Here is a 24,442-nt window from a genome sequence, read left to right on the forward strand (position 1 = left end):
GCCTCAGCGCGCCGGGCCGACGATCAGGCCGTCCTCGAAGCGGTCCACGCGGACCGTGTCGCCGTCGACGACCTCGCCGGCGAGGATCTCCTTGGCGAGCCGGTCGCCGATCGCCGTCTGGATCAGGCGGCGCAGCGGCCGGGCACCGTACGCGGGGTCGTTGCCCTCCTCGGCGAGCCACTCCAGGGCCGCCGGGGTGACGTCCAGGGTGAGCCGGCGCTCGGCGAGCCGCTTGCCGAGCCGGTCGATCTGGAGCTGCGCGATCCGGCCGAGCTCGGCCCGGTCGAGCGCCGAGAAGACCACCAGGTCGTCGAGCCGGTTGAGGAACTCGGGCTTGAAGCTGGCCCTGACGACGTCCAGGACCTGCTGCTTCTTGACGTCCTCCGAGGTCAGCGGGTCGACCAGGTACTGGCTGCCGAGGTTCGAGGTCAGGATCAGGATGGTGTTGCGGAAGTCCACCGTCCGTCCCTGGCCGTCGGTGAGCCGCCCGTCGTCCAGGACCTGGAGCAGGACGTCGAAGACCTCCGGGTGGGCCTTCTCCACCTCGTCGAGCAGGACCACGCTGTACGGGCGGCGGCGGACCGCCTCCGTGAGCTGGCCGCCCTCCTCGTACCCGACGTAGCCGGGGGGCGCGCCGACGAGCCGGGCGACGGAGTGCTTCTCGCCGTACTCCGACATGTCGATGCGGACCATGGCCCGCTCGTCGTCGAAGAGGAAGTCGGCGAGCGCCTTCGCCAGCTCGGTCTTGCCGACGCCGGTCGGGCCGAGGAAGAGGAAGGAGCCGGTGGGCCGGTCGGGGTCGGCGATGCCCGCACGGCTGCGGCGCACGGCGTCGGAGACGGCCCGGACGGCCTCGGACTGGCCGATCAGGCGCTTGCCGAGCTCGTCCTCCATGCGCAGCAGCTTCTGCGTCTCACCCTCCAGGAGGCGGCCGGCGGGGATGCCGGTCCAGGCGCCGACGACGTCCGCGATGTCGTCCGGGCCGACCTCCTCCTTCACCATCGTGTCCTTGCTGGCCTCCTGCTGGGCCTCGGCCTCGCTGGCGGCCTCCAGCTCCCGTTCGAGGGCCGGGATCTCGCCGTACAGCAGCTTGGAGGCGGCGTCGAAGTCGCCGTCGCGCTGGGCGCGCTCGGCGCGGCCGCGGGCCTCGTCGAGGCGCTCCTTGAGCTCGCCGACCCGGTTGAGGGACTGCTTCTCCTTCTCCCAGCGGGCGGTGAGGCCGCGCAGCTCCTCCTCGCGGTCGGCGAGGTCGCGCCGCAGCTTCTCCAGACGCTGCTTGCTCGCCGCGTCCGTCTCGTTCTTCAGGGCCAGCTCCTCCATGCGGAGCCGGTCCACGGAGCGCTGGAGCTCGTCGATCTCGACGGGCGAGGAGTCGATCTCCATGCGCAGCCGGGAGGCGGCCTCGTCGACGAGGTCGATGGCCTTGTCGGGGAGGAAGCGGGAGGTGATGTACCGGTCGGAGAGGGTCGCGGCGGCCACCAGGGCGGAGTCGTTGATCTGCACCTTGTGGTGGGCCTCGTACCGGCCCTTCAGGCCGCGCAGGATCGCGACGGTGTCCTCGACGGTCGGCTCGGCGACCAGGACCTGCTGGAAGCGGCGCTCCAGGGCGGGGTCCTTCTCGATCCGCTCGCGGTACTCGTCGAGGGTGGTCGCGCCGACCATGCGGAGCTCGCCGCGGGCCAGCATCGGCTTCAGCATGTTGCCGGCGTCCATGGCGGAGTCGCCGCCGGCGCCCGCGCCGACGACCGTGTGCAGCTCGTCGATGAAGGTGATGATCTGGCCGTCGCTCTCCTTGATCTCGGAGAGGACGGTCTTCAGGCGCTCCTCGAACTCGCCGCGGTACTTGGCGCCCGCGACCATCGCGCCGAGGTCGAGCGAGACCAGCCGCTTGTTCTTCAGCGACTCGGGCACGTCGCCCTTCACGATCCGCTGGGCGAGGCCCTCGACGACGGCGGTCTTGCCGACGCCGGGCTCACCGATGAGGACCGGGTTGTTCTTGGTGCGGCGGGACAGCACCTGGACGACGCGCCGGATCTCGTGGTCCCGGCCGATGACCGGGTCGAGCCTGCCCTCGCGCGCGGCGGCCGTGAAGTCCGTGCCGAACTTCTCCAGCGCCTTGTACTGCCCCTCCGGGTCGGGTGTGGTCACCCGGCGTCCTCCCCTGCTCTTCTCGAACGCGCCGAGCAGCTTCTTCGCGCTCGCGCCCTGCCGGTCGAGGATCTCACCGGCCCGGCCGCCCTTGTCGGCGATGCCGATGAGCAGGTGCTCGGTGGAGAGGTAGTCGTCGCCGAGCTCCTTGGCGCGCTTGTCGGCGTCGGCGATGACGGCGAGGAAGTCGCGGTCGGGCTGCGGGGGCGCGACCGTGGACCCCGTGACGCTCGGCAGGGCGGCGAGCAGCCGCTCCGCGCCCGCGCGGACGGCGGCCTGGTCGGCCTCGACGGCGGCGAGCAGGTCGGTGATGTTCTCGTTGTCCTGACCGGTCAGCAGCGCGAGCAGAAGGTGCGCGGGGGTCAGGTCGGCGTGCCCCTCGGACACGGCGCGGCTGCTCGCCGCGTTGATCGCGTCCCGGCTCCGGTTGGTCAGTTCGGCGTCCACGTGCGGTGCTCCTCCTGGGTTCTCGCGGGTCCTCTCCTTCTATGACTCCTCCAGGGTACACAAAGTTGAGTCGATTCAGCTCAATGTGTGGGAGGGAGTCCCGTCCCGGTAGTTTCCGGGCATGGCAACGGACCCGAGGAACCCCTCCGACTCGTACGTCGGCTTCTGGCGCGAGTACCACATGAGCACCCTGACCACCCCGCGCCCGGACGGCACTCCGCACGTCGTCGCGGTCGGCGTCACGTACGACCCCGAGGGCGGGTACGCGCGCGTGATCACCAACAAGAACAGCCGGAAGGTCGCCAACGTCCTGGCGGCGGGCGCGGACGGCGCGCGGGTCGCGGTCTGCCAGGTCGACAAGGGGCGCTGGGCCACCCTGGAGGGCGTCGCCCACATCCGCACCGAGGCGGAGGTCGTCGCGGACGCCGTCGCCCGCTACGCCGAGCGGTACGGCCGCACGCCGGCCCCGAACCCGGACCGGGTCGTCATCGAGATCGCCCTCACCCGGGCGATGGGCCGCGCCTGAGGAACCCGCACGGGGCGACGGCCCGCGCCCTGGGAAGGGCGCGGGCACAGCACAGCGGCGCCATCGCGTTTCAGGTCCGCGATGGCGCCGCTGTGTGGGGGAAGTGCCGGAGCGATCTACAACGACGGGGGAATCGCTCAGGCACTGCGGGGGGTGGCGGTGATGGTCTCGGGCTCGATCAGCTGGTGGTCCCGCTGGTCGAGGTTGACGAAGATCATGCCGTACCGGATGGCACAGCGGATCGGCTGCGGTGCGCCCCGGGGGCGCCGGAGACACCGGTAGGCGCGGACGTCCTCGTCCTGCTCGCGTGCGACGACGATCGGCTCCCCGAAGAGAGTGACCTTCAGCGAGTCGCCACGGTGGGGGATGGCCGTGGCGAGATCGACGAAGTGCCATCCGGAGCGGTAGGCCGAGGCCATCTCGCGCCGGAACCTGGGGTCGTCGGGCGGGACACTCACGCGCCCGCACCCTTGGGAAGGATCTCCCAAGACGGCTCGCCGGGCGACGCGAGCACATCGTGCGCCGGAGTGCTCTCCCACGAGGGCTCGCCCGGCTCCGCCACTACGGAGTGCGCCGGGGTGGTCTCCCATGAGGGCTCGCCGTCGAGTGCGAGCACACCGAGAACAGCCGCCGCAACGGCTATGGCGCTAAGTGCACGAACCATCCTGGTCATGGCCGATCTCCACCTCTTTTGATCACTACCTCCCCCCCGCGAGTTAGACGATGACTTACTCATGACCCGTCCACCAGCCAACCCGGGCATCATGTTCCTGTAATTCATGACCCTGAGGGGGGTGCAAATGAGTCTGGAATGTGACGGAACGGGCCATAACCACAGTCACGGTGAACTATGCGACGTGGGAAAGGAGCTGTACGCGAACGCGCTCCGCACGGGTCGAATCGCCCGCTCCGAGGCCGCGGCCGCCCCTTGCCTGAAGGAGCTCTCCCTCCTTCACCCGGACCCCGACGACAGCCAGTGGCTGCACCCGGTGTCGCCCTCGATCGCCCTCAACCAGCTCGTCCACCCCATCGAACTGGAGATACAGGCGCGTCGGCAGCACGCCATCGCGCTCGCCGACGCGTTCGAGCCATTCCTGGCCATCCACACCCCCGACCCCTCCGCCGCACAGGCCATCACGGTCCTCGAAGGCCTCAGCGTCATCAACGCGACGCTGGACCGCGTCATCAACGAGTGCACCGAGGAACTCCTCACCATCCAGCCGGGCAGCGGACGGCGCCCCGAGACCCTCGAAGCGGCCCTGCGGCGCATGGAGCCCCTGCTCAACCGCGGCGTCCGGATGCGCACCCTCTACCAGCACACCGCCCGGCACCACCCCGCCACCCTCGCCTACGTGGAGCGGGTCGCCCCCTACGGGCTCGAACTGCGCACCCTCGAAGAGATCATCGACCGGCTGATCATCGTCGACCGCAAGGTCGCCTTCGTACCCGCGCGCAGCGACCGCCAGGTCGCCCTCGAACTCCGCCACGAAGGCCTCGTCCAGTACCTCGTCGGCGTCTTCGACCAGTTCTGGCTGCACGGCGTGCCCTGGGAGGAGGAGATCCCCTACAGCCCGTCCGTGGACGGCATAGGCGGCGTCCAGCGCTCCATCGCCAAACTCCTCGTCGAAGGCCACGTCGACGAGGCCATCGCGCGCCGCCTCGGGATGAACGTCCGGACGTGCCGCGCCCACATCGCCAAACTCGCCGCCGCGCTCGGCAGCGGGAGCCGGGCCCAGCTCGGCTACCTGATCGCACAGTCCGGCATCCTCGAACGGGACAACTGACCGCCGTGTACGTACAGATCGATCTGGACGGGCCCGCCGGAACGCTCCGGGTCTCCGGCCACGGGCTGCCCGCCGTGGAGCTCGTACGGGCCCCTGGAACGCGCCCCGACGCCCACACCCCGATCGGCACCCGCCGGGCGGAGCTCCTCGCGCTCACCGTGGACGGGGAGCCGGCCGCCGTCCGGCCGGCCCGCGGGCGGCTGCTGCGCTGGTCGTACCGGGTCGACGTCCGCACCGACGGCGTCCACTACCGGCTGGTGCCGTGCGGGCACGACTACAGCCGCTTCACCCGGGACGGCCGGCGCGTGGGCAAGCTGCTGTGCTCGGGGAACGGCCGCGTCATCGACACCTGGGAGCCCGGCGCGACGCCCCGCGACATCGCCGTCGGCACCGCCCTGGCCGCCGCCTTCGGGACCGGCGCGTCCCCCTGGTACGAGACGGTCGGCGAGATCGTCTTAGATTTCATCCCCTGACCCCGGGACGCGCGAAAGCCCCGTCCACAGGCGTGGACGGGGCTTCGACGGGTACTTCGCGGAGCTACTCGCCGCGCTTGGGACGCCACACGACCAGGGCGCTCGTCTGCTGCACGTCCTGGTACGGCACCAGGTCGCGCCGGTACGAGGCGTGCACCTGGGCCTCGCGCTGGCGCATCGCCGCCGCCGCGCCGTCGACCGCGGCCGACAGCTCCGCGATCCGGCTCTGCAGCGCCGCGACCTGGTTCTCCAGTTCGATGATGCGCTTGATCCCGGCCAGGTTGATGCCCTCGTCCTGCGACAGCTGCTGCACCTGGCGGAGCAGCTCGATGTCACGGGCCGAGTAGCGCCGTCCCCGGCCGGCCGTGCGGTCCGGGGAGACCAGGCCGAGCCGGTCGTACTGCCGCAGGGTCTGCGGGTGCAGACCGGAGAGCTGGGCCGCCACCGAGATGACGTACACCGGCGACTCGTCGGTCAGTTCGTACGGATTGCGTCGGCGTCCGTCCATCGGGTCACGCTCCCTTCGCGGCCTGGAACAGCTCCGCCCGGGGGTCCTCGGAGGCGGTCGCCTCGCGATAGGTCTCCAGGGCCTCGCGTGCCTTGTCGTCCAGCTCCTTGGGCACCGCGACCTCGACCGTCACGAGGAGGTCGCCGCGGGTGCCGTCCTTGCGGACCGCGCCCTTGCCCCGGGCGCGCATGGTCAGACCGTTCGCCGAGCCCGCGGGCAGCTTGAGGGTGACCGCGGGGCCGCCGAGGGTCGGGACCTTGATCTCGCCGCCGAGCGCCGCCTCCGCGAAGGAGACCGGCACCGTGACGGTGAGGTTGTCGTCCTTGCGGCCGAAGACCGGGTGGGCGTCGACGTGCACGACGACGTACAGGTCGCCGTTCTGCCCGCCGCGCTCGCCCGGCGCGCCCTTGCCGCGCAGCCGGATCTTCTGCCCGTCGGAGACGCCCGCCGGGATCCGGACCTGCATGGTGCGGGACGACTTGGCGCGCCCGCTGCCCTTGCAGACCTCGCAGGGGTTCTCGGCGATGAGGCCGCGGCCCTTGCAGTCGACGCAGGGGTCGGTGAGCGAGAAGCCGCCGCCGCTGCCGCGCGAGACCTGACCGGTGCCGACACAGGTCGGGCACACCCGGGGCGTGCCGTTCTTGTCGCCGGTGCCCGAACACGCCGTGCACGGCTGCTGACTGGACATCCGCAGCGGTACGGTCGCGCCCTCGATGGCCTCGGTGAAGCTGAGCGTCACCTCGGACTCGACGTCCTGGCCGCGCCGCGGCTGGGTGCGCGTGCCCCCGGCCGCCCCGCGGTTGAACAGCCCGCCGAAGACGTCCCCGATGCCGCCCCCGCCGCCGAAGCCGCCGCCGCCCGCCCCGCCCTGGGCGCCTCCGAAGAGGTCGCCCAGGTCGAAGTTGAACGAGCCGCCGCCGGGGCCGCCGGCCCGGAAGCCGCCGTTCCCGAACAGCGCGCGCGCCTCGTCGTACTCCTTGCGCTTCTTGGGGTCACCGAGGATGTCGTTCGCCTCGGAGATCTCCTTGAAGCGCTCCTCGGCCTTGGTGTCGCCCTTGTTGGCGTCCGGATGGTTCTCGCGGGCGAGCTTCCGGTACGCCTTCTTGATCTCGGCCTCGGTGGCGTCCTTGGGGACGCCGAGAACCTTGTAGTAGTCCTTCTCGACGAAGTCCTTCGTGCTCATCGACGTCCCTCCTCCCGCTTCCGGGTACGGCTGCTACTCGCTGTCCTTCTCGGACTTGTCGGCGTCGTCCGACTCCTCCGCCTTCGCCTGCGCGCCCGGCTGGGGCTCGGCGACGGCCACGCGGGCGGGCCGGATGGTCCGCTCGCCGATCCGGTACCCCGGCTGCAGGATCGCCACGCACGTCGTCTCGGTGACGTCCGGCGCGTACGAGTGCATCAGGGCCTCGTGGATCGTCGGGTCGAAGGGCTCGCCCTCCTTGCCGAACTGCTGCAGACCCATCTTGGCGACGACGGTCTCCAGCGATTCGGCCACCGACTTGAACCCGCCCACGAGCTCGCCGTGGTCCCGGGCCCGGCCGACGTCGTCGAGCACGGGAAGGAGCTCGGACAGGAGGGTCGCGACGGCGATCTCCTTGACCGTGACCCGGTCCCGCTCCACGCGGCGGCGGTAGTTCTGGTACTCGGCCTGGAGCCGCTGGAGGTCCGCGGTGCGCTCGTCGAGCGCGGAACGGACCTGGTCCAGCTGGGCCGTGAGGCCCGCGGCGGCGGCCGACTTCTCGTTGCTTGCGTCCCCGGCCGGGGCCGTCGACTCCTCCTTGGCGGAGGTCTCGACGGCCTCGGCGGCGTCGTCAGGGGTGGCGCCGGAGGGGACGTCGGACTTCTCCTCGAAGCCCGGGGTCTCCTCGGTCACGCCTGACCGCCCTTCTTGGGCTCGTCGTCGATGATCTCGGCGTCGACGACGTCGTCGTCCTGCGCCTGGGCCTGGCCGGCGTCACCGGCGGCCTGGGCGCCCTGGGCGTCGGCGTACAGCGCCTGGCCGAGCTTCTGGGAGACGGCCGCGACCTTCTCGGTGGCGGTGCGGATCTCGGCGGTGTCCTCGCCCTTGAGCTTCTCCTTCAGCTCGACGAGCGCGGCCTCGACCTCGGCCTTGACGTCACCGGGGACCTTGTCCTCGTTGTCCTTGAGGAACTTCTCCGTCTGGTAGACGAGCTGCTCGCCCTGGTTGCGGGACTCGGCGGCCTCGCGGCGACGGTGGTCCTCGTCCGCGTACTGCTCGGCCTCCTGGCGCATCCGGTCGACCTCGTCCTTCGGCAGCGAGGAGCCGCCGGTGACGGTCATCTTCTGCTCCTTGCCCGTGCCCAGGTCCTTCGCGGTCACGTGCATGATGCCGTTGGCGTCGATGTCGAAGGCGACCTCGATCTGCGGGACGCCGCGCGGCGCCGGCGGCAGACCGGTCAGCTCGAACATGCCCAGCTTCTTGTTGTACGCCGCGATCTCGCGCTCGCCCTGGTAGACCTGGATCTGCACGGACGGCTGGTTGTCCTCGGCCGTCGTGAAGATCTCGGACCGCTTGGTCGGGATCGTGGTGTTGCGCTCGATGAGCTTGGTCATGATGCCGCCCTTGGTCTCGATGCCGAGGGACAGCGGGGTCACGTCGAGGAGCAGGACGTCCTTGACCTCACCCTTGAGGACACCGGCCTGGAGGGCGGCGCCGATGGCGACGACCTCGTCCGGGTTGACGCCCTTGTTGGCGTCCTGGCCACCGGTCAGCTCCTTGACGAGCTCGGCGACGGCCGGCATGCGGGTCGAACCACCGACGAGGACGACGTGGTCGATCTCGGAGAGGTTGATGCCCGCGTCCTTGATGACGTTGTGGAACGGCACCTTGCAGCGGTCGAGCAGGTCCGAGGTCAGCTGCTGGAACTGAGCGCGCGTGAGCTTCTCGTCCAGGTGCAGCGGGCCCTCGGCGGAGGCCGTGATGTACGGCAGGTTGATGGAGGTCTCGGTCGAGGACGAGAGCTCGATCTTCGCCTTCTCCGCGGCCTCGCGGAGACGCTGGAGAGCCATCTTGTCCTTGGCCAGGTCCACGCCGTGGCCGTTCTGGAACTGCGTCACCAGGTAGTCGACGACGCGCTGGTCCCAGTCGTCGCCACCGAGGTGGTTGTCACCGTTGGTGGCCTTCACCTCGACGACGCCGTCGCCGATCTCCAGGAGGGACACGTCGAAGGTGCCGCCACCGAGGTCGAAGACGAGGATCGTCTGGTCGTCCTTGTCCAGGCCGTACGCCAGGGCGGCCGCGGTCGGCTCGTTGACGATGCGCAGGACGTTGAGGCCCGCGATCTCACCGGCCTCCTTGGTGGCCTGGCGCTCGGAGTCGTTGAAGTACGCCGGGACGGTGATGACCGCGTCGACGACCTTCTCGCCCAGGTAGGCCTCGGCGTCGCGCTTCAGCTTCTGCAGGATGAAGGCGCTCATCTGCTGCGGGTTGAAGTTCTTGCCGTCGATCTCGATCTTCCAGTCGGTGCCCATGTGGCGCTTGACCGACCGGATGGTCCTGTCGACGTTGGTGACGGCCTGGCGCTTGGCCACCTCGCCGACGAGCACCTCGCCGTTCTTCGCGAAGGCGACGACGGACGGCGTGGTCCTGGCGCCCTCGGCGTTGGTGATGACGGTGGGCTCGCCGCCTTCGAGAACGCTGACGACGGAGTTAGTCGTGCCCAGGTCGATGCCGACCGCACGTGCCATTTCGATTCCTCCAGCTGACCGACTTGAGTGGAACTGACTCAAGGATGCACGACGACGGGGATCGCGTCAACAGACCTGAGTGGAGGTGGCTCAACTCTTCGCCTGCAGTCTCACTCAAAGGAGGGTCCGGAGCGCGTCGATGCCGGGTCGGACGGGGTGCGGCATGAGAGAGTCCGGATGCCCGTGTCCGGGCAAAGCAGGCATATCCCACGAATATCCCATGATTCCTTACGGATCTCGCCGGATCACGGAGGCAGGCGCATGACGGCGAAGCGCACGCTCGACCTGACGGGCGGAGTCACCCTGCTCGCCCTCCTCTCGCCCCTGGTCGTCGCCGTCGCCCTGTCGGTCGCGCTCGGCTCGGCCACCCCGGGCCGCGGCGTGCTGCGCCGGCGGACGGTGGCCGGCCTGAACGGCCGACCCTTCACGATGCTGACCTTCCGCACGAAGAGCCCGCTGGCCGCGCTGCCGCTGCTGCTGCACGTGGTCACCGGCCGGATGTCGCTCGTCGGACCGTGCCCGCTGGCCCCCGCCCACCGCGAGTGCGCGGGCGACGGCCGCCGCCGGCTCTCCGTGCGCCCCGGGCTCACCGGCCCGTGGCAGATCAGCGGCCGCTCGGAGCTGCCGTGGGAGGAGCGGGAGCTGCTCGACCTCCACTATGTGGACCATCATTGGCTGGGGATGGACCTCACCATCCTGGCGCGTACGCTTCCAGCAGTCCGCAGGCGTCGCGCGGCAAGGTTTGCCTGAGCGACACATATCACCGCGAGCGCCGCTACAGCGCGGCGCCGTGACCGGGTAATCTCAGCAGGAACTCAATAAGTTACCGCTTAGTAGGCCCGCCCGAGGAGCCCGTCATGCAACTCGCCGCGATCATCGTGTCGATCGCCATCACGGTGGTGGCCGTCGCGCTGTTCGGCCGCGCCACCGTGCAGATCTACCGCTTCGTGCGGCTCGGTCAGCCGGTGCCCGCCGGTACACGCACCGGTGACCCCAAGCAGCGCACCATCACGCTGGTCAAGGAATTCCTCGGCCACACGCGCATGAACCGCTGGGGCATCGTCGGCTTCGCGCACTGGTTCGTCGCGGTGGGCTTCTTCTCGCTGCTCCTCACCATCGTGAACGCCTTCGGCCAGCTCTTCCAGGCCGACTGGCTGATCCCGATCATCGGCGACTGGCTGCCGTACGAGGTCTTCACCGAGTTCCTCGGCCTCATGACGGTCCTCGGCATCGTGACCCTCATCGTCATCCGCCAGCTGAGCAAGCCGACCAAGGCGGGCCGCAAGTCCCGCTTCGCCGGCTCCAAGACCGGCCAGGCGTACTTCGTCGAGGCGGTCATCCTGATCGTCGGCGTCTGCATCATGACGCTCCGCGCCCTCGAAGGCGTCCAGCACCACGTGACGAGCTGGGAGCCCGGCTTCTTCGCCTCGTACCCGCTGATCGCGCTGCTCGACGGCCTGGACCTGAGCACGATCCAGTACCTGACCTACTTCTTCGCCTGCCTCAAGATCGTCACGTCCTTCACCTGGATGATCACGGTCTCGCTCAACACCAACATGGGCGTCGCCTGGCACCGCTTCCTCGGCTTCCCGAACATCTGGTTCAAGCGCAACGCCGACGGCTCCACCGCCCTGGGCGCGCTCCAGCCGATGACCACGGCCGGCAAGGAGATCGACTGGGAGGACCCGGCCGAGGACGCCGTCTTCGGCGTCTCCCAGGTCGAGCAGTTCTCCTGGAAGGGCATCCTCGACTTCTCCACCTGCACCGAGTGCGGCCGCTGCCAGTCGCAGTGCCCCGCCTGGAACACCGGCAAGCCGCTCTCCCCGAAGCTCCTCATCATGTCGCTGCGCGACCACGCGCACGCCAAGGCCCCGTACCTGCTCGCCGGCGGCGGCAAGGACATGGAGGGCAACGAGAAGGCGTCCGAGGAGCAGCTGAAGGACGTCCCCGCCTCCGCGATCGCCGAGGCCGAGCGCCCCCTCGTCGGCACCGCCGAGGAGAACGGCGTCATCGACCCCGACGTCCTGTGGTCCTGCACCACCTGCGGCGCCTGCGTCGAGCAGTGCCCGGTCGACATCGAGCACATCGACCACATCGTCGACATGCGCCGCTACCAGGTGATGATCGAGTCCGCGTTCCCGTCCGAGGCGGGCACGATGCTCAAGAACCTGGAGAAGAAGGGCAACCCCTGGGGCCTGGCCAAGAAGCAGCGCGTCGAGTGGACCAAGGAGGTCGACTTCGAGGTCCCGATCATCGGGAAGGACGCGGAGGACCTCTCCGAGTTCGACTACCTCTACTGGGTCGGCTGCGCCGGCGCCCTGGAGGACCGGGCCAAGAAGACCACCAAGGCCTTCGCGGAGCTGCTGCACATGGCGGGCGTCAAGTTCGCGATCATGGGCGGCGACGAGAAGTGCACCGGTGACTCCCCCCGCCGCCTGGGCAACGAGCCGCTCTTCCAGCAGCTCGCCCAGGAGAACGTCGCCATGCTGAACATGGCGTTCGGCGAGGACGACGAGGACGAGTCGACGAAGAAGCCGAAGTCGGCCAAGAAGATCGTCTCGACCTGCCCGCACTGCTTCAACACCATCGCCAACGAGTACCCGCAGCTCGGCGGCGAGTACGAGGTCATCCACCACACCCAGCTGCTCCAGCACCTCATCGACGAGGGCAAGCTGGTCCCGGTGACCCCGGTCGAGGGCCTCATCACCTACCACGACCCCTGCTACCTGGGCCGGCACAACAAGGTCTACACGCCGCCGCGCGAGATCATGTCCGCCGTCCCCGGCCTGCGCCAGCAGGAGATGCACCGCCACAAGGAGCGCGGCTTCTGCTGCGGCGCCGGTGGTGCCCGGATGTGGATGGAGGAGCGGATCGGCAAGCGCATCAACAACGAGCGCGTCGACGAGGCCCTCTCCCTCAACCCGGACATCGTCTCCACCGCCTGCCCGTTCTGCCTCGTCATGCTGACCGACTCGGTCAACGGCAAGAAGAACGACGGCAAGGCCAAGGAGTCCGTGACCGTCGTCGACGTGGCCCAGCTGCTCCTCGAATCGGTGAAGACCCCGGTCGACCCGGAGCCGGAGCCGGCCGAGGAGCCGGAGCCGGAACCGGCCGCCTGAGCCTGACCTGACCTGACGTGAGAGGGCCGCCCCGCGATCTCGCGGGGCGGCCCTCTCACGTACGTCTCAGCGGTGCTGGGCCACCGAAGTGTCGCCGAGCGAGCCGTCGGGCGTCCCTTAGGGGATGTCACAGCTCAGTGGCAAGGACCGGCCGGAGGAGCGCCTGCACAGCCCGAGCGGGTACGTTCAAGGCGTGGCTGGATTCAGGAACGGACGCGGCCGGGACAACCGCCCCCCGCAGCAACAGCAGCAGCAACCGCAGCAGGCGCCCTACGGGTACAACGCGGCTCCGCCGTCGTACCCGCAGCAGCAGTGGCCCCCGCAGGGCGGCGGCCAGTACGGCGGTCAGCAGAGCGGCCAGTACGGCGGTCGGCGCGGCGGCCCCCAGGGGCAGCAGCAGCCCTACGGCGAGCCGGAGTACTTCGGCGACCCCTACGGCCAGCAGCAGCCGGCGCAGGCGCACCCCGGCACGGCGAACAACCCGGGCCACACGCAGATGTTCAGCGTCGACGACCCGTACCGCGACGGTGGCGGCGGCTACCAGCCCGCCCCCGTCCCGATCGGCCCCCGCCTCCCCTGGAAGGCCCTCCTGAGCGGCATCGTGGTGCGCCCGGCGGACACCTTCCTCCGGATGCGGGACCACGCCGTCTGGGGCCCGGCCCTGATCGTCACCTTCCTCTACGGCATGCTGGCGATCTTCGGCTTCGACAAGGCCCGCGACGAGGCGATCAACGCGACCCTGTCGACGGCGATCCCGTACGTCCTGATGACGGCCCTCGGCTTCGTCCTCGGCGGACTGATCCTCGGCACGGTCACGCACACGCTCGCCCGCCAGCTCGGCGGCGACGGCTCCTGGCAGCCGACCGTGGGCCTGTCGATGCTGATCATGTCGATCACGGACGCGCCCCGGCTCGTCTTCGCGCTCTTCCTGGGCGGCGAGAACGGCTTCGTCCAGGTCGTCGGCTGGCTGACCTGGCTCGCGCTCGGCGCGCTGCTCACCCTGATGGTGAGCCGCTCGCACGACCTGCCGTGGCCGAAGGCCCTGGGCGCGTCGGCGATCCAGCTGGTGGCGCTGCTGAGCCTGACCAAGCTGGGCATGCTGTAGAGCGCGTACGCAGACAGACGGACTGACGGACAGAGGGAAGCCCCCCACCGCACGACGGTGGGGGGCTTCCCTTCGTCCGCGTCCGGTCAGCGGCTGCGGCCGATGCGCCACCAGTCCTTGCGGGTCGCCGGGTCGGCCTGCTCCGCCGCCTCCGCCCTGTCCGTCGTCCCGTCGGCCCAGAACTCCAGCAGGTCGCCCGGCGCGAGCCCGAGGGCGTGCTCGATCTCGCCGGGGGTGAGTCCGCGCAGGGAGTCCGAGAGCGATCTGGTGAGGTCGTACCAGTAGCCGCGCAGCGTCGACTCGCTCACGAACAGCTCCCGCGCGACCTGCGCGTAGCTCAGGCCTCGGGCACGGCCGTGCAGGATCTGGCGCTGGCGCTCGCTCAGCAGGGTGATGCAGTCGCGCCGGACGAGCACTTCGAGGATGCCGACGACCTGTTGCGGTACGACGGTGCCGCCGGCGGCGACCTCCAGGAAGAGCTCTTCGGCCCGGGCGCGCGGCAGGGCCTTGGAGACGATGCCGCTCGCACCGGCCGCGACGCACGCCGCCAGGACGAACCGGCGTTCCTCCTGGCTGTAGACGCAGACGCGGTAGCCGCAGCGGGTCAGCGTACGGATCGCGGCGATGCCCTGGCGCACGTCGGGCTGCTGTTCCAGGTTGGCCAGGTGCAGGTCGAGCACGACGACGTCCACCGCCGGGCGGCGCCGCACCAGCTCCTCCACCGTCGCGACCGCCGCGACCACGTCGAGGCCGGGCATGAGCGGGCCGATCGCCTCACGGATCAGCGAGGCGTCGTCGACGACCGCCACCGCGGGCCTCACGGCGCGTCCGCGAAGGCGGCCCGTACGGTCGGCTGCGCCGGCCCCGGCGGACCCGCCTCCGGTCCCGGGCGCGAGCGGACCGTCACGGTCGTCCCCTCGCCCACGGCGGACACGATCCCGACGCCGAGGCCCCGTCGGCGCAGCTCTCCGACGACCACCTCGCGCAGCCCGAGCCCGGCGGTCACCGACGCCGGGTCGAAGCCGACGCCGTCGTCGTGCACGGTCAGCGTCCAGGCTCCTTCCGGCTCCGTCGCGTCGAGGTGGACGACGACCTCGTGCGCGCGGGCGTGCACGCGGACGTTCAGCAGCACGCTCCCGAGGGCGCGCTCCAGCGCCTCCGCCTGCGCGGCGGGGATCCGCAGGCCGGTGCCGAGATCGAGCGAGGCGACGACGTTCAGGTCGGCGAACCGCTCGCACACCCGCCCGACCGTCGGGACGAGCCCCGCCGAGGGTCCCTCACCGTCGGAGGCGCACCGTTCCGTGCCCCTCAGATAGGAGCGCATCCGCCGCAGCTCCACCTCGGCCTGGTCGACGAGCCGGGCCCGCGAGACGTCGTCGCCCTGCTCGGTCAGCAGGCGCATGACGGCGACCCCGTTGTGCATCATCACCTGCGCCCGCCGCTCCTCCTCGCGCCGCGCGAGTTCGGCGGCACGCGCGCGTGAGGCGTCGGCATCGCGCGCGATGCGGCGGGTGTACCCGAAGAACATGCGGGCGACCAGCGCGTACACGACATAGGTCAGGACGTTGCCGACGGCGGTCGAGGTCATCTCGCTCCCGACGTCGCCGCCGAGGTAGACCACGTAGCAGACGGAGACGGCGAGCAGGCTGCCCGCCCAGACGCCGAGGCCGCGCACCCCGCCGGCGGTGATGATGACGGACAGCGCGTACCCCGGCTGGAAAGCGGTCCACGTGCCGAAGCGGTCCCAGGGCGCGAGCACCAGGGGGCCCAGGACGAGCAGGGCGCAGGCAAGACCGAAGTCGAGCACGGACACGACCGTGCCCGGCGGCCGGCGGCGTACGAGCGTCACGACGCTCACCGCGACCGCCGCGAGGGCGGCGGCGCCCCAGCACACGAGGTAGCCGGCCTCGTGCGGCGCCCGCGCCGCCCCGAGCTGCACCGCGGGCACCATCTGCGCGACGGTCCCGAGCCGGACCCCCGCGGTGAAGTACGAGAAGGCCCGCTCGACGCCGGCCCTGGTCGTGGGCAGCTCCGCGACCCGCCACAGCCCGCTCAGACTTCTCATCGTCCTCCTCGGCTCCGGATCGGCCCGCTGATCCGCAACGATGAAGATAGTTGAGCGGCATGCCGATGGGCAGGGCCTCGGAAGAGGCCCTGCCCTTGACGGAGCGCGAAGAGTCGGAGAAGTCCGAAGAGTCGGGGACGTCAGACGAGCTTGGCCAGCGCCGCCCAGGTGTAGTCCCCCGGGAGCCCGTCGACCGGGCCGCTGTAGCCACCCAGCTTGGCCATGTTCTGGAGCCCCTTGTACGTGTTCGTGCCGGGCGCTCCGTCGATGGGGCCGGTGTACCCGTGGCCGGTGAACAGCCTCTGCAGGCCCATCCACGAGTTGACGCCGAGCGCGCCGTCGGCCGGTCCCGTGTAGCCGCCGAGCTTGGCCATCCGCTGCATCGCCGCATACGTGTTCGTGCCCGGGGCGCCGTCGACCGGACCGTCGTAGCCGAAGCGCTTGCAGACGTTCTGCACGCCCTTCCACGAGTTGACGCCCATCACGCCGTCGACGATGCCGCCGTATCCGCCCCGCTGGGCCAGGCGCTGGAGCCCCTTGTACGTGTTCGTGCCGGGGATGCCGTCGATGGGGCCGGTGTAGGCATAGCCCTTGACGACGTACTGCACGCCCATCCAGGTGTACGTCCCCGGCACGCCGTCCAGAGCGCCCGTGTAGCCGCCGGCGCCGGCGATCTTCTGGAGCGTCAGCCCCTCGCCCTGGGCGGGGGGCGTACCCCCGCCACCGCCGACGACGGAGAGCGGATTGATCCGGGAGCCGCTGGGGTTGTAGATGTGCCAGTGCAGGTGCGGGCCGGTCGAGTTGCCCGCGCCGGGGGCGCCCGCAGCTCCGCCGGAGTACCCGACGACCGTCCCGGCGGCCACGGAGGCGCCGTTGGACAGCCGGAACTGCGACAGGTGCATGTACTGACTGCGGTAGCCCTCGGCGTGGTAGATGGTGACGGTGTGGCCGCCGGTGCCGTTGTCGTAGATGTTCTGGATCGTTCCGGCGCCGCAGGCGGGCAGCGCGGTCCCGACGGCCATGCCGTAGTCGATGCCGTTGTGGTTCGGCGGGTCCCACGGGCCGGTGACGGCATACGCCTGGAAGGGGTTGTAGAGCGCGGGGACGGCGTACGCGCTCGTGGGCAGCACGAGCCCGCCGACGGTCAGCGCGCCGCCTCCCACCACCGCGCCGCGCAGCAGCGTGCGGCGGCTGACGCCCGCCGGGGCCTGGGGGACGTCATGGTCGCCGCCGCAGCGGTGCGGCCGTGCCTCGTTCTCGGTCAACGCTTCTCCCTGAGGTCGTCCGGTCGTGAATCGATGTGCTCGGGAGGAAGATCGCGAGCCCGCTCATCCCATCGGGGCGCCCGGGGACCGACAACCCAACGAATCCGCGGAGTCGATCCTCAGGTTCCGCGGATTCGTTGGGTTGTCGGCGCGGGACCCGCCGGGTGATCTTGCCCTTCCGATGGTCCGGTGGATTCCAGGAGGTCAGGTGCCCGAGTGGGTTGACGGCGAAGGGCGGGGGCCGTCCCGGCGGTCCCTCCTGCGGACGGCCGGCGCGCTGCTGCCGGCACTGGTCATGGGGGTCGGCGGCGCGGCCGGTACGGCGACGGCGGCGGGCGGCCCGGACAGGGCCTTGCCGGCGGATCCCCGGGGGACGTTCTCGTCACCCGGCTACGACTGGACGGTGGTCCCGGGATCGGGAGTCGCGTCCGGAGTGGTGTTCACGCTCACCGGACCGGACGGCGGGCCGCTGCCCGGCCGGCGCGTCCGCTTCTCCCTGAGCGCGTTCCACACGGTCCGCCCGAGCCTCTGGTTCGAGGCGGCCACGGCACCCAAGGGAGGCAAGTCCCCCGAGCGGTACGGGTACATGGACCTGGACACGGACGCACGAGGCCGGGTCACCCTCGACTCCCTGCTGCGGCACGGAGCCGTGCCGACCGGCGCGGCGGGCCTCGGACTGCGCGCCCAGCTGGTGGGCACCGAGACCCTCCTCGCCACCTCCCGCCTGTCCGTTTCCGACCCGAGGAGCACGCGTTGACGAGAACGGTCGCCGGGGCGGAGCAGTGGGCCCGCCAGCACACGACCGACGGCGGTCCCTCCGGATTCGACAACGGCTACAACTGGGCCGAGATGTGCCAGTCCCTGATGTTCCGGGCCTGTGACCTGAGCGACTCGCGCGGGACGGCGTACGACGCGTGGGTGGCGTCCGGCGAGGGGCACGACGACTGGTCGGCGGCCCCGCGCGGGGCCTTCCACTGGTGGGCGAACCCGGGGCGGCTCAGGCCCGGCCACGTGGCCCTCGACCTCGACGGCGGCGGCACCCGCTGCCTGATGGCGTCGAGCGCCCTGTCGGGCGGTGAGGACTTCGCCCCCGGCGGCTACCGCATCGGCACCCAGTCCGTCGCCCGGTACAACTCGCTCACCGGCCTCGACTACCTGGGCTGGACGCTGGACAACGTCGGTGCGCGGATGGCCGACCTCGGCACCCCGGGCCCCGGTGGCGGCAGCGGCTCGTACACCCTGACCACGGCCGACCAGAAGGTCCTGCAGACGCTCGCGCAGCGCGGCGGCTACACGGGCGTCGTCGACGGCGCGATCGGCGTCAACGGCTGGAAGGGCGTCCAGACCGCCGTCCGCGGCTACGGCTACTCGGGCCCGATCGACGGCCTGCCCGGCACGAACACGTACAAGGCCGTGCAGGAACTCGCCAGGGACGGCGGCTACAGCGGGCCGATCGACGGCGCCCTCGGCCCGAACACGATCCTCGGCGTCTCGCGCTGGCTCGCCGCACACCCGCAGACCACCACCCCGCCGGCGCCGGGTCCCGCGCCCACGCCGTCGCCGACGGACCCGGTGTACGGGATCGACGTCGGCACCAGCCAGGCGAACCTGGACTTCCTGGCCGCGCGCAGCGCCGGATTCCGCTTCTGCGTCGTGAAGTCGGGCGGCTCCAACGACGGCACCCACCAGCCCTACACCTCGCCCTACTACGTCCAGCAGGTCGACGCGGCCCGGGCGGCCGGGTTCTTGGTCGGCCACTACTGGATGACCGGCTGGGGAGCGGCGGCCACCGACGCCGAGTACTTCCTCGCCCATCTGCGGGACTACCGCCCCGGCGAGCCGCTGATGGTCGACGTCGAGGGCGTCGACCAGAGCCCGGTGTGGACGGACGCGCAGACGGCGCAGTTCATCGACATCGTGAAGGCCCGTCTCGGCACGACCCCGTTCCTCTACACGTACTCCTCGCTGCTCCAGTCGAAGTCCTGGCCGCTGACCATCGCGACGGGAGCGAAGCTGTGGATCGCGGACTACGGCGCCGCGGCGGGCAGCCCGCGGATCGGCACGGCGTATCCGAGCTGGGCGATCCACCAGTTCAGTGACGAAGGGTCCGTCAAGGGCGTCGCCGTCGACATGAACCAGGCGAAGCCGGACGCCTTCGGGACGGCGGTCCTGCCGCCCCCGGGCGCGAACCCGGTCCCCGGCGGAACGCCGGCCATCCCGCTCGCCGACGGCGTGACCCTCCAGAAGGTCGCGCAGCTCGGCGGGTACACGGGCCCGATCGACGGGGTCCTCGGGCCGAACAGCTGGAAGGGCGTCCAGACCTTCCTCACCCGGCTGGGGCTGTACACCGGTCCGGTCGACGGGGCCCCGGGCACGAACACGTACAAGGGCCTCCAGCAGCTCGCCCAGCGCGGCGGCTACACGGGCCCCGTCGACGGGATCATGGGCCCGAACACGTACGCCGGGCTGCGGAACTACCTCGCGCAGGCGGGCGGGACCGCGAGCGTGACGATCTCGACGGCGGACGCCATGACGCTCCAGCAGGTGGCGCAGCGCGGCGGCTACACGGGCCCGGTGGACGGCGCCATGGGTGTGAACAGCTGGAAGGGCGTCCAGACGGTCCTCGCGCAGGGCTACTACAGCGGCCCGGCCGACGGGGTCCCGGGCCCGGAGACGTACAAGGGCATCCAGCGCCTCGCCGCCGACTACGGCTACACGGGTCCGATCGACGGCGTGCCCGGCACGAACACCTTCGCGGGCCTCCGGACGTACCTGAGCGTGACGGGCAGCGGCCCGGGCCCGGTCTCGGTGGCGAACGGAACGATCCTGCAGAAGATCGCCAAGGGCGGCGGCTACGAGGGCCCGCTCGACGGCGTCATGGGCGTGAACGGCTGGAAGGGCGTCCAGACGGTCGTCCGGGGCTACGGCTACACCGGCCCGCTCGACGGGGCGCCCGGCACGAGCACGTACAAGGGGCTCCAGACCCTGGCGACGGCCGGCGGCTATGCGGGCGTGATCGACGGCGTCATGGGCGTGAACTCGTGGAAGGGCGTCCAGACCGTGATGCGCCGCTTCGGCTACGGGGGTCCGATCGACGGGCTCCCGGCGACGAACACGTACGCGGCGATGCAGCGGATGGCGGCCTTCGGCGGCTACACGGGCCCGGTGGACGGCGTCCTCGGCTCGTACAGCTGGGCCAGCATCCAGGCGTGCCTGCGCGGCTGGAGCTACTCGGGCCTGATCGACGGGATCCCCGGCCAGGGGACGTACGTGGCGGTCCAGCGCCTGGCCCAGACGGGCGGCTACACGGGCCCGCTGGACGGGGTGCCGAGCACGAACACGTACGCGGCACTGAACACCCTGGTCACCTGAGCCGACTCAGGTGACCAGGTAGGGGGGTGGGTCCTCTTCGCCTGTGACTCTCAGGCGTCGAGAACCTGCCCCTCCCTCTTCACGACGGGCGGCTCGACCGACCAGGGGAAGTTGATCCACTCGTCGGTCTTCTTCCACACGTACTCGCACTTCACCAGGGAGTGCGACTTCTCGTAGATGACCGCGGAACGGACCTCGGCGACGTGGTCGACGCAGAAGTCGTGGACCAGCTTGAGCGTCTTGCCGGTGTCGGCGACGTCGTCGGTGATCAGGACCTTCTTGTCGGAGAAGTCGATCGCGTCCGGCACGGGCGCCAGCATGACCGGCATCTCCAGGGTGGTGCCCACGCCGGTGTAGAACTCCACGTTCACGAGGTGGATGTTCTTGCAGTCCAGCGCGTAGGCGAGACCGCCGGCGACGAAGACACCGCCGCGGGCGATGGAGAGGACGACGTCGGGCTCGTAGCCGTCGTCGGCGATGGTCTGCGCCAGCTCGCGGACCGCGGTCCCGAAGCCCTCGTACGTCAGGTTCTCGCGTACCTCACTCATGCCTGCGACCGCCTCACACCTGGGTCCGATGGAAGTTCACGAACGAACGGGAGGCCGTCGGCCCCCGCTGTCCCTGGTACCGCGAGCCGTACCGCTCGCTCCCGTACGGGAACTCGGCGGGCGAGCTCAGCCGGAACATGCACAGCTGCCCGATCTTCATCCCCGGCCAGAGCTTGATCGGCAGGGTGGCCAGGTTCGACAGCTCCAGGGTCACGTGCCCCGAGAACCCCGGGTCGATGAACCCGGCGGTCGAGTGGGTGACGAGCCCCAGCCGCCCCAGGGAACTCTTCCCCTCCAGGCGCGACGCGATGTCGTCCGGGAGGGTGATGACCTCGTAGGTCGACGCAAGCACGAACTCGCCCGGGTGCAGGATGAACGCCTCGTCGCCCTCCGGCTCGACCTCGCGCGTCAGGTCCAGCTGCTCGACGGCGGGGTCGATGTGCGGGTAGCGGTGGTTCTCGAACACCCGGAAGAAGCGGTCAAGCCTCACGTCGATGCTCGAGGGCTGCACCATGGATTCGTCGTACGGGTCGATGCGCACCCGTCCGGCATCGATCTCGGCCCGGATGTCCTTGTCTGAGAGAAGCACGCCCCCACGATACGCAGAGGGCGCGGACCTGCCCCAATCGGCAGCCGCCCGCGCCCCGCCCCTAGGATCCCCTAGAGGGTGTCCCGCCTCAGCGCCGCCCGGTCTCCACCGGCACCGCATGCCGCAACCGCGCACACCGAGGACAGCGGATCAGCCGCCCGGGCCCGATCCGCGCCGCCCCGAGCTGCTGAAGCGGAAACGACGCGGTACTGAACACGTGCCCCTCGGCACAGCGGACGACAGTGCGCTCCATGGAACCCATCAAGTCCCTTCCCCTACCCATGCGGTGGACGAGACAGCCACATTAGGGGATCAACAGGACACCCTCCACGCGGCACTCCGCACACACCGATGTCCGAGCTTCGCGCTCGGTGACCCATGGGGTAGAGTGTGCAACGATGCGGCCTTGATCAATCAGGCAGCTGCGCGGATGTAGTTTAATGGTAGAACATGAGCTTCCCAAGCTTATAGCGCGGGTTCGATTCCCGTCATCCGCTCTTCCACGAAGCCCCAGGTCGGCGACCTGGGGCTTGTTGTTGTCCAGACCTCACCGGGCTCGCGTGCCATGCAGGCGCAGGGTCCGTTTCGTTTAGCCGCGAAAAGCCGAGCGCCGTCTATGGCTGGTCGCCGCCGGATGTCCCCGACCGGTGGAGCGCGGTGTGCTACCCCACGTCTCAAGCCATCGGCTGACTGAGAAAGCGGCAGGAGGCCGGACACCACGGCTCGTGTCCGGCCTTCTGCCGTCCCGCCGGCCGTCCGGTACATCGCGCGTGGTCATAATGCGCGGGTGAGCAGACCTCCCGTGCCGTTGCCCGCCGAACACATACCGCCCGGCACCGCCGAGTGGCGGAATCTGAACGCCGAGCGTTGGCTCGCTGCCGCGCCGGCCCGGTGGGCGCACCCTCTGTGGACGCTGCCGGCGCTGGTCGCCTCGCTGGTGTGGGACATCGCGGAGGCTCCCGTCGCCCCCTGCACGTCCGCCGCCCCGTGCGGCACCGACTGGCTCGGCCTCGGGATAGCCGTCGTGTTGCTGCTGACCCTGTATTGGGTGTGGCGGCAGCCGCGGCTCGCGCTCGCGGGGCTTGCGGCCACACTGACGGGGTTCGCCGTGGAGGGCGGCTTCACGTCGGCGCTCGGCGAACCGTCCGCGCTCGCGTTCCTGATGGCCGCCGCGTTCACCACCGCCGGGCTCATCCATCGACTCGCCGCCGCCGGACGGCAGCGGGCGCGGGCCCTGGAGGCGGCCGGGCCGGTCGCACAACCGCTGCCCGCCGCCGCGCGGACGTTCCGCCGGGGCCGGCTCTCCTTCGTCCTGGCCGCCCTGCTGCTGGGCGTCGCCGGGTTCGGCTGCTGGCAGGTGCAGCAGGTCGTCGACGCGTACGAGGAGCGGGCCGCGGGAGCCACGCACCTGTCCGCACGGGTCACGGCCCTGGAGCAGGACGACGACGACATCGACATCGTCACAGTGGAGGCCGACGGGCGTACCCATCACTTCGAGACGGCCTACCCCGAGGACTTCCCCGTGGGCAGCCGGGTCGACATCGTCGTGGACGGCGACTGGGCGGCGCTGGTCGCGGAGCCGTACGACGCCATCGGCTGGGAGCTGATGGCGGTGGCCGGCTCCGTCGCAGGGCTGGCGTTCCTCGCCAACGGCGTGGACGGACGGACGCGTTCGCAGCGGCTGCGGCGCGAACCGCTGCCGGTGCTGCACGTGCTGGTGCGCGAGGGTCACGACGACGGCCGCACCTGGGTGTTCGCGGCCGACGACCCGGAGGGCCTTCGGCCGATCCTGCACTTCCATTCGCTGTACGCCTTCGAGGAAGAAGAAGACGACGACGAGGACGGCGGCGACGCAGCCGTCGTTGAACTCGACAAGATCACGGAGATCCTCAAGGGCGAGGATCCTCCCCCGCCGCTGCGGGAGGCCGTTCTGTACGGCGTCCCCTACGCCGGCGCCGAAGTCGCCTTCGTCGCGTTCGACGACGAAGACGACGTCGAGGTGTCGGTGCAGTGCAGTGTCACCGCGGTGAAGCCGGCCGGCCCGGGCTTGATGGAGCGCGGGCAGCGGCGCCGTGAGCGGGAGAACCCGCAGCGGCCCTGCGACGAGATCGCCGCCGGCATGACGCCCTCGGCGGGCCCGCGCACGTGGACGGCTCACGGCCTCTCGCGCGCCGTGGGTCTCGGCCTGCTGCTGGTGCAGGGCGGCGGCATCTGGGCCGCGCTCGAGGACGGACCGTCGTGGCACTGGCTGTGGCTCGCCGTGGGTCTGCCCTGGCTGGTGACGGCCGTGGCGACGGCGCTCACCTGGCGGATCACCGCCGACCGTGACGGGCTGTGGGTGACCGGGGCGTGGCGCGTAAGGCGGGTCCCGTGGAGCGTGATCACGTCCGTGCACCACTCCGACGACGGCATCCGGGTCGGCCGGGCCAAGGACTCTTCCGTAGAGCTGTCCCCCACCGGCTGGGCATGGCTGGAGCGCAGCCTGGGCCGCGAGCCGCATGCGGTGCGCACCGCCGAGGAGCTGCGGGCTCTGCTGCTCCACCCGGAAGTACGGCCGCTGGAAGAGGCACCGGTGGGACGGCAGGGCATGCCGGTCGGACCGCCACTCGTGGCACTGTCGGCGCTGTGGGGTGTGGCGGTGCTGCTCCTCCTGTGACCGGGCCGCTTCGGCGTTCCGGGGGATGCGACCGCCTGTCAGTTGCCGCTCACCGGTCCTGGAGTGCCGGAGCGGCATGTCGACTCCCGCCCCGAAGCTCACGTCGGCGCACGAACCACCAGACCGCGG

Annotated in this window: 21 protein-coding genes and 1 tRNA gene; 10 read left to right on the forward strand and 12 right to left on the reverse strand. The window is 70.8% G+C overall.

Annotated elements, in window-relative coordinates:
- Nucleotides 1–3 precede the first annotated feature (3 nt).
- Complete coding sequence (clpB, locus tag ACIQFX_RS01175) at nt 4–2,595, reverse strand: ATP-dependent chaperone ClpB (RefSeq protein WP_402457450.1); 2,592 nt, start codon at nt 2,593–2,595, stop codon at nt 4–6.
- 121 nt (nt 2,596–2,716) lie between these two features.
- Here clpB and ACIQFX_RS01180 point away from each other — a divergent pair, with 121 nt between their 5' ends.
- Nucleotides 2,717–3,121 (forward strand): pyridoxamine 5'-phosphate oxidase family protein, encoded by a 405-nt coding sequence (locus tag ACIQFX_RS01180; protein ID WP_402457453.1) that lies wholly within the window; start codon nt 2,717–2,719, stop codon nt 3,119–3,121.
- 137 nt (nt 3,122–3,258) lie between these two features.
- On the opposite strand, the gene ACIQFX_RS01185 is transcribed toward ACIQFX_RS01180, so the two are convergent.
- A complete protein-coding gene (locus tag ACIQFX_RS01185) occupies nt 3,259–3,579 on the reverse strand; it encodes a hypothetical protein (protein WP_026058376.1) in 321 nt (106 codons plus the stop codon).
- Nucleotides 3,576–3,794 (reverse strand): hypothetical protein, encoded by a 219-nt coding sequence (locus ACIQFX_RS01190; protein ID WP_017240214.1) that lies wholly within the window; start codon nt 3,792–3,794, stop codon nt 3,576–3,578. The genes ACIQFX_RS01185 and ACIQFX_RS01190 overlap by 4 nt, the downstream gene beginning before the upstream one ends.
- 106 nt (nt 3,795–3,900) lie before the next feature.
- On the opposite strand from ACIQFX_RS01190, the gene ACIQFX_RS01195 reads away from it, so the two are divergent.
- Both ACIQFX_RS01195 and ACIQFX_RS01200 read left to right on the forward strand, forming a co-directional pair.
- On the forward strand, nt 3,901–4,905 hold the full coding sequence (locus ACIQFX_RS01195) for a helix-turn-helix transcriptional regulator (protein ID WP_367823449.1): 1,005 nt from the start codon (nt 3,901–3,903) through the stop codon (nt 4,903–4,905).
- A gap of 5 nt (nt 4,906–4,910) precedes the next feature.
- On the forward strand, nt 4,911–5,378 hold the full coding sequence (locus ACIQFX_RS01200) for a hypothetical protein (RefSeq protein WP_402457458.1): 468 nt from the start codon (nt 4,911–4,913) through the stop codon (nt 5,376–5,378).
- Between the two features lie 64 nt (nt 5,379–5,442).
- On the opposite strand, the gene ACIQFX_RS01205 is transcribed toward ACIQFX_RS01200, so the two are convergent.
- The 4 genes from ACIQFX_RS01205 to dnaK are packed head-to-tail and all read right to left on the reverse strand — an operon-like array spanning nt 5,443 to nt 9,594.
- Complete coding sequence (locus tag ACIQFX_RS01205; RefSeq protein WP_402457461.1) at nt 5,443–5,886, reverse strand: heat shock protein transcriptional repressor HspR; 444 nt, start codon at nt 5,884–5,886, stop codon at nt 5,443–5,445.
- 4 nt (nt 5,887–5,890) lie between these two features.
- Nucleotides 5,891–7,069 carry a molecular chaperone DnaJ gene (gene dnaJ, locus ACIQFX_RS01210; RefSeq protein WP_402457463.1) on the reverse strand — a complete coding sequence of 393 codons (1,179 nt, stop codon included), beginning with the start codon at nt 7,067–7,069 and terminating at the stop codon, nt 5,891–5,893.
- 33 nt (nt 7,070–7,102) lie between these two features.
- The gene (grpE, locus tag ACIQFX_RS01215; protein ID WP_402457466.1) at nt 7,103–7,759 is read right to left on the reverse strand and encodes a nucleotide exchange factor GrpE; all 657 of its coding nucleotides are present in this window, start codon (nt 7,757–7,759) and stop codon (nt 7,103–7,105) included.
- Nucleotides 7,756–9,594: a molecular chaperone DnaK gene (gene dnaK, locus ACIQFX_RS01220; RefSeq protein WP_367823456.1), complete on the reverse strand. Its 1,839-nt coding sequence runs from the start codon at nt 9,592–9,594 to the stop codon at nt 7,756–7,758. Before dnaK ends, grpE begins: the two co-directional genes overlap by 4 nt.
- Nucleotides 9,595–9,855: 261 nt before the next feature.
- Between dnaK and ACIQFX_RS01225 the strand changes: the two genes are divergently transcribed.
- The 3 genes from ACIQFX_RS01225 (at nt 9,856) to ACIQFX_RS01235 (ending at nt 13,818) form a co-directional block, all read left to right on the forward strand.
- Nucleotides 9,856–10,344, forward strand: coding sequence for a sugar transferase (locus tag ACIQFX_RS01225; RefSeq protein WP_402457470.1), 489 nt, complete (start codon nt 9,856–9,858; stop codon nt 10,342–10,344).
- A gap of 107 nt (nt 10,345–10,451) precedes the next feature.
- Complete coding sequence (locus ACIQFX_RS01230) at nt 10,452–12,713, forward strand: (Fe-S)-binding protein (protein WP_402457473.1); 2,262 nt, start codon at nt 10,452–10,454, stop codon at nt 12,711–12,713.
- Between the two features lie 193 nt (nt 12,714–12,906).
- Nucleotides 12,907–13,818, forward strand: coding sequence for a Yip1 family protein (locus ACIQFX_RS01235; RefSeq protein ID WP_402457475.1), 912 nt, complete (start codon nt 12,907–12,909; stop codon nt 13,816–13,818).
- Between the two features lie 86 nt (nt 13,819–13,904).
- On the opposite strand, the gene ACIQFX_RS01240 is transcribed toward ACIQFX_RS01235, so the two are convergent.
- From ACIQFX_RS01240 to ACIQFX_RS01250, 3 genes are all read right to left on the reverse strand, one after another.
- Complete coding sequence (locus ACIQFX_RS01240) at nt 13,905–14,639, reverse strand: LuxR C-terminal-related transcriptional regulator (RefSeq protein WP_402457478.1); 735 nt, start codon at nt 14,637–14,639, stop codon at nt 13,905–13,907.
- Nucleotides 14,636–15,883: a sensor histidine kinase gene (locus tag ACIQFX_RS01245; RefSeq protein WP_402457481.1), complete on the reverse strand. Its 1,248-nt coding sequence runs from the start codon at nt 15,881–15,883 to the stop codon at nt 14,636–14,638. The genes ACIQFX_RS01240 and ACIQFX_RS01245 overlap by 4 nt, the downstream gene beginning before the upstream one ends.
- Nucleotides 15,884–16,023: 140 nt before the next feature.
- Nucleotides 16,024–17,148 (reverse strand): peptidoglycan DD-metalloendopeptidase family protein, encoded by a 1,125-nt coding sequence (locus ACIQFX_RS01250; RefSeq protein WP_402457484.1) that lies wholly within the window; start codon nt 17,146–17,148, stop codon nt 16,024–16,026.
- Between the two features lie 208 nt (nt 17,149–17,356).
- Here ACIQFX_RS01250 and ACIQFX_RS01255 point away from each other — a divergent pair, with 208 nt between their 5' ends.
- Together ACIQFX_RS01255 and ACIQFX_RS01260 are read left to right on the forward strand one after the other, a co-directional pair.
- Complete coding sequence (locus ACIQFX_RS01255) at nt 17,357–17,905, forward strand: hypothetical protein (protein ID WP_402457487.1); 549 nt, start codon at nt 17,357–17,359, stop codon at nt 17,903–17,905.
- A complete protein-coding gene (locus ACIQFX_RS01260; RefSeq protein ID WP_402457490.1) occupies nt 17,902–20,520 on the forward strand; it encodes a GH25 family lysozyme in 2,619 nt (872 codons plus the stop codon). The genes ACIQFX_RS01255 and ACIQFX_RS01260 overlap by 4 nt, the downstream gene beginning before the upstream one ends.
- 50 nt (nt 20,521–20,570) lie before the next feature.
- Here ACIQFX_RS01260 and ACIQFX_RS01265 read toward each other — a convergent pair whose 3' ends face one another.
- Together ACIQFX_RS01265 and dcd are read right to left on the reverse strand one after the other, a co-directional pair.
- Nucleotides 20,571–21,068, reverse strand: coding sequence for a phosphoribosyltransferase (locus tag ACIQFX_RS01265; protein ID WP_190155575.1), 498 nt, complete (start codon nt 21,066–21,068; stop codon nt 20,571–20,573).
- Between the two features lie 13 nt (nt 21,069–21,081).
- Entirely contained in the window at nt 21,082–21,657 is a 576-nt protein-coding gene (gene dcd, locus ACIQFX_RS01270) for a dCTP deaminase (protein WP_402457494.1), read from the reverse strand.
- Between the two features lie 426 nt (nt 21,658–22,083).
- Between dcd and ACIQFX_RS01275 the strand changes: the two genes are divergently transcribed.
- Nucleotides 22,084–22,154, forward strand: a tRNA-Gly gene (locus tag ACIQFX_RS01275).
- 290 nt (nt 22,155–22,444) lie between these two features.
- Nucleotides 22,445–24,313 carry a hypothetical protein gene (locus ACIQFX_RS01280; RefSeq protein ID WP_402457498.1) on the forward strand — a complete coding sequence of 623 codons (1,869 nt, stop codon included), beginning with the start codon at nt 22,445–22,447 and terminating at the stop codon, nt 24,311–24,313.
- Nucleotides 24,314–24,442: the final 129 nt, after the last annotated feature.

Origin of the sequence: Streptomyces sp. NPDC093089 (assembly GCF_044754405.1) — a bacterium.
Lineage (GTDB): Bacteria > Actinomycetota > Actinomycetes > Streptomycetales > Streptomycetaceae > Streptomyces.